At 69.3% G+C, this 7,543-nt stretch carries 5 protein-coding genes; 2 read left to right on the plus strand and 3 right to left on the minus strand.

Translation table 11 applies throughout. The annotated features are described in order from the left end of the window. Nucleotides 1-25: 25 nt before the first annotated feature. The 3 genes from ACWGID_RS39285 to tkt are packed head-to-tail and all read right to left on the minus strand — an operon-like array spanning nucleotide 26 to nucleotide 4,932. Nucleotides 26-1,615, minus strand: coding sequence for a glucose-6-phosphate isomerase (locus ACWGID_RS39285; RefSeq protein ID WP_452204471.1), 1,590 nt, complete (start codon nucleotides 1,613-1,615; stop codon nucleotides 26-28). Next, on the minus strand, nucleotides 1,612-2,721 hold the full coding sequence (gene tal / locus ACWGID_RS39290) for a transaldolase (RefSeq protein ID WP_452204472.1): 1,110 nt from the start codon (nucleotides 2,719-2,721) through the stop codon (nucleotides 1,612-1,614). The genes ACWGID_RS39285 and tal overlap by 4 nt, the downstream gene beginning before the upstream one ends. Before the next feature lie 42 nt (nucleotides 2,722-2,763). Further along, a complete protein-coding gene (gene tkt, locus ACWGID_RS39295; protein ID WP_452204479.1) occupies nucleotides 2,764-4,932 on the minus strand; it encodes a transketolase in 2,169 nt (722 codons plus the stop codon). A 240-nt stretch (nucleotides 4,933-5,172) separates the two neighbouring features. Here tkt and ACWGID_RS39300 point away from each other — a divergent pair, with 240 nt between their 5' ends. Further along, nucleotides 5,173-6,150, plus strand: a complete 978-nt coding sequence (locus ACWGID_RS39300) for a heme o synthase (RefSeq protein WP_452204473.1) — start codon at nucleotides 5,173-5,175, stop codon at nucleotides 6,148-6,150. A 122-nt stretch (nucleotides 6,151-6,272) separates the two neighbouring features. After that, on the plus strand, nucleotides 6,273-7,388 hold the full coding sequence (locus ACWGID_RS39305) for a ScyD/ScyE family protein (RefSeq protein ID WP_452204474.1): 1,116 nt from the start codon (nucleotides 6,273-6,275) through the stop codon (nucleotides 7,386-7,388). Nucleotides 7,389-7,543 lie beyond the last annotated feature (155 nt).

Here is a 7,543-nt window from a genome sequence, read left to right on the forward strand (position 1 = left end):
TGTCGGAACTTATCGGAGCCGGAACTTATCGGAGCACGGACAACAGCTGCTGTACGCCGTTCGCCACGTCCGTGAGGTGCAGCCGCAGTACCGGCCGGCCCCGCTCCGCGAGCACCCCGGCGTCACCGGCGGCCTGCGCCGAGATCAGCGTGCCGAACGTGAACGGACGGTCCGGGATCTCCACGTCCTGCGGGTGCGCCCCGGTGATCTGCAGGAACACGCCCTCCGGGTGACCGCCCTTGTGGTACTGGCCGGTCGAGTGCAGGAACCGCGGGCCCCAGCCGAAGGTCACCGGGCGACCCGTCTTGGTCGCCAGGCCCGGCCGGACCGCGAGCAGGTCGGCGTCCCGCTCGGAGTCGAGGTACGCCATCACTGCGACGTACCCCTTCTCGTCGAGCGTGCCGAGCAGCGCGTCCACCGCGCCCTGCAGCGAGTCGACACCGTCGAGCAGACCCTGGGAACCACGGACCTCGACAGCACCTTCGGTGAAGGCCGCCGCCTCAGGCTCCGGCTGCGCGTCGAGCAGACCACGCGCCGCCTTCTTGGCGCTCTCGACGTCCGGCTGGTCGAACGGGTTGATGCCGAGCAGATAGCCGGCCACCGCCGTCGCCACCTCCCAGAGCAGGAGCTGCCCGCCGAGCGAACCCGACGTCAGAGCCGTCGGTACGCCGCTCGTCGCCTTCTCGGCCAGCAGCGCGTTGGTGAGGTCGGCTGCCTCGCTCGTCAGCTCCGGAGCGGTCGCCTCGACCGCGACCGGGAGGACTCCGGTGCCGTTCTTGCCGGTGCTCTCCGCGATCAGCTGCTCGGCCCAGTCCGGGAAGCCGACGATGCCACCACTCCCAGGCCCGTCGGCCGTGATGATCGCCTTGTCCCGGCCAGCGCTCGCCGCGAGCACCGCACCCAGCCACAGGGCCGGGTTGTCGGTGGAGTCGGCCTGCAGTTCCGCAGCGGCCTCGGCGGCCTGGTCGAGCAGTTCGGCGATGTCGGCGCCGGCCAGACCGGACGGCACCAGGCCGAACGCGGTCAGCGCGCTGTACCGGCCGCCGACGTTCGGGTCGGCGAGGAAGGTCTTGCGGTAGCCCTCGTCCGCCGACAGCTTCTCGAACGGCGATCCCGGGTCGGTGACGACGACGATCCGCGACGCGGCGTCGATGCCCGCGTCGGTGAACGCCTTCGCGAACGTCCGCCGGTGGCTGTCGGTCTCGACCGTGCCGCCGGACTTGCTGGACACGACGATCACGGTCTTCGACAGGTCACCGGCCAGCGCGCGGCCGACCACGCTCGGGTCCGTCGAGTCCAGCACGACCAGCTCGACACCGGCCGTCCGGGTGATGACCTCGGGGGCCAGCGACGAGCCGCCCATACCGGACAGCACGATCCGGTCCAGGCCCTCGGACCGCAGGTCGGCCTGCAGCGCCTCGATCTCGGCCAGCAGCGGCCGCGAGGTCTCGTGCAGGTCGACCCAGCCGAGCCGGATCGCCGACTCGGACTCGGCGTCCGGGCCCCAGATCGTCGCGTCCTTCGCGGCGATCCGGGAGGCGATCTTCTCGGCGACCAGCTTGTCGACGACCTCGGACCAGTCGCCGTTCTGGGTGTTGACCTTCGGTGCGCTCACTTGGCGGCCGCCTTGAGGGCCGTGGCAACGGTTTCCTGCAGCTCGGACCAGGAGGCCTCGAACTTCGCGACCCCTTCGTCCTCGAGCAGTTGCACGACCTCGTCGTACGAGATGCCGAGCTTCTCCAGGTCCTCGATCACCTTGCGGTCACCCGCGTAGTCGCCGCGGACGGTGTCACCGGAGAACTCGCTGTGCTCCTCGGCCGCCTTGATCGTTGCCTCGGGCATCGTGTTCACGACACCCTTGGTGACCAGGTTGTCGACGTACAGCGTGGGGGAGTACGACGGGTCCTTGGTGCCCGTGGACGCCCACAGCGGGCGCTGCGGCTTGGCGCCGACGGTCTCCAGCTCGCGCCAGCGGTCGGTGTCGAAGATCGCCTCGTACGCCTCGAACGCGAGCCGGGCGTTGGCGATCGCGGCCTTGCCCTTCAGCGCCTTCGCCTCGTCGGTACCGATCGACTCCAGCCGCTTGTCCACCTCGGTGTCCACGCGGCTGACGAAGAACGACGCCACGCTGGCCATCTTGGTGACGTCGTGGCCGTTCTCGACGGCCTGCTCCAGGCCGGTCAGGAACGCGTCCGCGACCGCCTTGTAGCGCTCGAGGGAGAAGATCAGCGTCACGTTCACGCTGATCCCGGCGGCCAGCGTCTGCGTGATCGCCGGCAGTCCCGCCTTGGTGGCCGGGATCTTCACGAACACGTTCTCGCGGCCGACGATGTCCCACAGCTGCTTGGCCTGCTCGACCGTCTTCGCGGTGTCGTGCGCGAGGGTCGGCTCGACCTCGATCGAGACCCGGCCGTCCTGGCCCTCGGTGTCGTCGTACAGCGGCTTGAACAGGTCCGCGGCGTCCCGGACGTCGTCGGTGGTGATCACGCGGATCGCCTCGTCGACCGAGATGCCCTGAGCGGCGAGGCGCTCGACCTTCTCGGCGTACGCGTCGGCGTCCGAGATGGCCTTGGCGAAGATGGTCGGGTTCGTGGTCACACCGACCACGTGCTTGTCCTCGATCAGTGCCTGCAGGCTGCCGCTGGCCAGCCGCTCACGGGACAGGTCGTCGAGCCAGATGGAGACACCCGCGTCCGCGAGTGCTTTCAAGCGATCGTTCATAACTCCGATGCCTTCTTCCGGAATGTTCTGTTGTGGGTGTCGTCAGCTGGCGTCGGCCGGTCCGACCGGCCCGGCGGCCGCGCGTCCGGGCGGGACACCCGGACCGCTGATCTGTGCGGCGGCGGCGATGCTGTCCTTGGCGGCCTGGACGACCGCGTCGGTGGTGATCCCGAACTCGTCGTACAGGGTCTGGTACGCCGCGGAGGCGCCGTAGTGCTCCAGGCTGACCGAGCGGCCGGAGTCGCCGACAATGTCGTGCCAGCTCTGCGCGATCCCGGCCTCGACCGAGACCCGGGCGCGGACATCGGCCGGGATGACCGACTCGCGGTACGCGTCGTCCTGCTCGTCGAACCACTCGCGGGAGACCATCGACACCACGCGGGCGTTGACGCCCTCCTCGGCCAGCTTGGCGCGGGCCTCGACGGCGAGCTGCACCTCGGACCCGGTCCCGATCAGCACCACGTCCGGCGTGCCTTCGGTGTCGAGCAGCACGTACGCGCCCTTGTGGACGTTCTCCGTGGTCGCGTAGCCGTCCGTACCGCGCGGGAAGGTCGGCACGTTCTGACGGGTCAGCACCAGCCCGGCCGGCCGGTCGGTGTGCTCGAGGATGGTGGCCCAGGCGGCCGCCGTCTCGTTCGCGTCACCGGGCCGCACGACGTCCAGGCCCGGGATCGCCCGCAGCGCCGACAGGTGCTCGATCGGCTGGTGCGTCGGACCGTCCTCGCCGAGGCCGATCGAGTCGTGCGTCCAGACGTAGGTGACCGGCAGCTGCATCAGCGCGGCCAGCCGGACCGACGGACGCATGTAGTCCGAGAAGACCAGGAACGTCCCGCCGTACGGGCGGGTCAGGCCGTGCAGGGCGATGCCGTTCAGCACCGAGCCCATGCCGTGCTCGCGGATCCCGAAGTGCAGGACGCGGCCGTACTCGTCGCCCTGGAACTCCTTGGTGGAGTACTCCGCCGGGATGAACGACGGCTGGCCCTTCGGGGTGGTGTTGTTCGAGCCGGCGAGGTCGGCCGAGCCGCCCCACAGCTCGGGCAGCTCCGGCGCCAGCTTGGTCAGCACCTCGCCGGACGCGGCGCGGGTCGCGACACCCTTGGCGTCGGCGTCCCAGCTCGGCAGCGCGTCCTTCCAGCCGGCCGGCAGCTCACGCTTCGACAGCCGGTCCAGCAGCGCGGCGCGCTCGGCGTTCGCGGCCTTCCACTCGTCGAACTTCGCGGTCCACTCGGCCTCCTCGGCCTTGCCCCGGTCGAGCGCCTCGCGGGTGTGCGCGATCACGTCGTCGGCGACCTGGAACGTCTGCTCCGGGTCCCAGCCGAGGACCTTCTTGGTGGCCGCGACCTCGTCGGCGCCGAGCGCCGAGCCGTGGATCTTGCCGGTGTTCTGCTTGGTCGGGGCCGGCCAGCCGATGATCGTGTGCAGCCGGATGAAGCTCGGCTTGTCGGTGACCGCCTTGGCCGCCTCGAGGGCGTCGTACAGCGCCTGCACGTCCTCCTCGTAGCCGGTGCCGCCGTTGGTCCAGTCGACGTCCTGGACGTGCCAGCCGTACGCCGCGTAGCGGGCCGCGACGTCCTCGGAGAACGCGATGTCGGTGTCGTCCTCGATCGAGATCTTGTTGGCGTCGTAGATCACCGTGAGGTTGCCGAGCTTCTGGTGACCGGCCAGCGAGGACGCCTCGGCCGAGACACCCTCCTCCAGGTCGCCGTCCGAGGCGATCGCGTAGACCTGGTGGTCGAACAGGCTCTCGCCCTTCGGCGCGTCCGGGTCGAGCAGGCCGCGCTCGCGGCGGGCCGCCATCGCCATGCCGACCGCGTTGCCGACGCCCTGGCCGAGCGGGCCGGTCGTGGTCTCGACACCCTTGGTGTGCCGGTACTCCGGGTGGCCCGGCGTCTTGCTGCCCCAGGTCCGCAGCGCCTTCAGGTCGTCCAGTTCGAGGCCGAAGCCGGCCAGGTAGAGCTGGATGTACAGCGTCAGGCTGGAGTGGCCCGCGGACAGCACGAACCGGTCGCGACCGGCCCAGTGCGCGTCCGCCGGGTTGTGCCGCATCACCTTCTGGAACAGCAGGTACGCCGCCGGCGCGAGGCTCATCGCCGTACCGGGATGTCCGTTTCCGACCTTCTCGACCGCGTCCATCGCGAGGACCCGCACGGTGTCGACCGCGCGCTGGTCGAGCTCGGTCCATTCAAGCTTGGGGCTGGTCTTCTCCGTCACGCCGGCGGCGCTCCTCTCGATGGTGGCTTCTGGGTCCGTCACCCAGGATGAGCCTACTGTGGCGAACTCTCTCCACTGCACACTGCTCAACTACGTGTCAACTGTCCGGCAACTCTGCCTGTTCCCCAACCGGCGGGGCCGCATCGGAGGGGGGTGGCAGAACCCTCCTACGGGGCGTCGTAGACTGCTGAACCGTCAGCGCCGGATCTCCGGCGTCAACCCAGATTGTTCGAGGTGTTCGTGACGGCCGTCGACCCGCGTCCCGCCGCGACGACGTCGTACCCGACGCCGCTGCCGGACGCTACCGCTGTATCAGCTGCAACGGTGAGTCCGTCGGTGCGCGACGTGGTGAAGGCGTACGTCGGTCTGACCAAGCCGCGCATCATCGAGCTGCTGCTGATCACCACCGTGCCGGTGATGTTCCTCGCAGCCGGTGGCGTGCCCGGGCTGCAGGTCGTGGTGGCCACCCTGATCGGCGGTGTACTCGCCTCCGGCAGTGCCAACACGATCAACTGCGTCCTCGACCGCGACATCGACGAGCAGATGCGCCGGACCCGGCGCCGCCCGCTGCCGCGGCACGCGGTCAGCCCGCGCTCGGCGACGATCTTCGGCGTCGTCCTCGGTGTGCTGGCGACGCTCGAGCTCGGCTTCTTCGTGAACTGGCTCTCCTCCGGCCTGGCGCTGGCGGCGAACCTGTTCTACGTCTTCGGCTACACGATGGTGCTGAAGCGCCGTACGGTGCAGAACATCGTCTGGGGCGGGATCGCTGGCTGCTTCCCGACCCTGATCGGCTGGACCGCGGTCACCGGCGAGCTGGCCTGGCCTCCGGTCGTGCTGTTCCTGGTGGTGTTCTTCTGGACACCGCCGCACACCTGGTCGCTCGCGATGCGGTACCGCGAGGACTACGCATCGGTCGACGTGCCGATGCTCCCGGTGGTCGCCACCCCGGTCCAGACCGCCCGGCAGATCATGGCGTACTCAGTGATCATGGTGATCACGTCGCTCGCGCTGTGGCCGATCGCCGACACCGGCTACGTCTACGGGCCGGCCGCGATCGTGCTCGGCTTCGTGTTCCTGCGCGAGGCGCGCCGATTGTTGCTTCGGGCCCACACCGGCGCCGACGGCGCGGCCCTGAAGCCGATGCGGCTGTTCCACTTCTCGAACATCTACCTGGCCCTGCTGTTCATCGCCGCCGCGATCGATCCCCTTCTGCACTGAGCGTTGCCGCGTCACCGCGCGGAGTCCTCCCGTTGACCATTTCGTGACCTCATGTTCCGATGGGGTGGTCTGCGGAGGGGAAGCCGTGGTCGGGGGAGACGGGAGTCTCAGGGGGTTTCACAGTGGGGGTACGAACACGCATTGCCGCGGTAGCGGCGCTCGCGCTCGCAGGTTCGGTGCTGGTCGCCGGGCAGGCCGACGCGCACAGCAGTCCGTCGAGCCTGAAACCGGTGGCGACCAAGCTGAACGGGCCACGCGGCGTCTCGACGTTCGAGAACAAGGTCATCTACAGCGTGAGCAGCGGTGCTGTGTACGCGACCGATGGCCACAGGACCTGGAAGCTCGGCACCGTGCCGGGCGCCAACGGGTTCGCGCCGGCGATCGACACCAGTAAGCGCGGTGTGACGTACGCGCTGACGGGTGCCGGTGGTGAGCCGGGCCAGCCGCCGGTGCCGGGGAGCTCGACGCTGTACCGGTTGCGCTACGGGAAGTCACCGGTGAAGATCGCCGACATCGCGGCGTACCAGAAGAAGGACCCGGATCCGTTCGACCTGGAGAAGAACCCGACCGACTCGAACCCGTTCGGTGTCGCCGCGCTCAACGACGGCACGGTCCTGGTCTCCGACGCGGCCGGCAACGACCTGCTCCGGGTCTGGCCGAACGGTCACATCAAGACGGTCGCGCGGTTGAAGCCACGCGTCGTCGCGATTCCGCCGGGCCTGCCCGCCAAGGGCCCGGACGGCAGCCCGATCCCGCCGGCCGGTACGCGGGTCCCGTCCGAGGCCGTCGCGACCTCGGTGACCGTCGGTTCGGACGGCTACTGGTACGTCGGTGAGCTCCGCGGCTTCCCGGCGACACCGGGGACGTCGCAGATCTGGCGGATCAAGCCGGGCTCGTACAACGCGGTCTGTGACCCGACCAAGCCGAACCGCGGCAACTGCAAGCGGTACGCCGACGGCTACACGTCGATCGTCGACCTGGCCGGCGGCCCGCGCGGGACGCTCTCGGTCGTCGAGCTGGCCAAGATCAGCTGGCTGAAGTTCGAGCTGTCGGGCAAGCCGCAGATCGGCGCGCTGATCCTGCAGTTCCAGGGCCGGAACCACAAGGCGACGTTCCGCAAGGAACTGGTCAGGAACCAGCTCACGCTGCCGGGCGGCACGGCCTTCAACCGATGGGGTCAGCTGTTCGTCTCCGCACCGGTGATGGGCACTGGCGCCGTGTACAGAGTGAAGTACTGAGTGAAGTACTGATCGGTCAGGTCATTCCGCTTCCGGAATGAGAACACTGGCGAGAGCGACCCCGCGCGTGCCCGGTAGCACGTAGCGGTAAGGCGCCAGTAACGAGGTGTTCCCGCTCATCAACGCGGGCAGGTACCCCTAGGCGACGTAAAAAA

Source organism: Kribbella sp. NPDC054772, from assembly GCF_053611945.1.